The sequence below is a fragment of the Mammaliicoccus sp. C-M13 genome, assembly GCF_022386845.1.
In the GTDB taxonomy this organism is placed as follows: Bacteria; Bacillota; Bacilli; order Staphylococcales; family Staphylococcaceae; genus Mammaliicoccus; species Mammaliicoccus lentus.
In genome coordinates, this window is record NZ_JAJNHQ010000045.1 from 1 (window position 1) to 270 (window position 270).

General features: G+C 34.4%; 1 protein-coding gene. It reads left to right on the plus strand.

Going from position 1 to position 270, the window contains the following annotated elements:
- Positions 1–270 (plus strand): IS6 family transposase (locus LQ615_RS13415; protein WP_239706566.1); only part of this gene is annotated, 270 nt, incomplete at both ends.

Here is a 270-nt window from a genome sequence, read left to right on the forward strand (position 1 = left end):
ATCGTGATATATCTGAAATATTAAGGGAACGTGGTGTAAACGTTCATCATTCAACGGTCTACCGTTGGGTTCAAGAATATGCCCCAATTTTATATCAAATTTGGAAGAAAAAGCATAAAAAAGCTTATTACAAATGGCGTATTGATGAGACGTACATCAAAATAAAAGGAAAATGGAGTTATTTATATCGTGCCATTGATGCAGAGGGACATACATTAGATATTTGGTTGCGTAAGCAACGAGATAATCATTCAGCATATGCGTTTATCA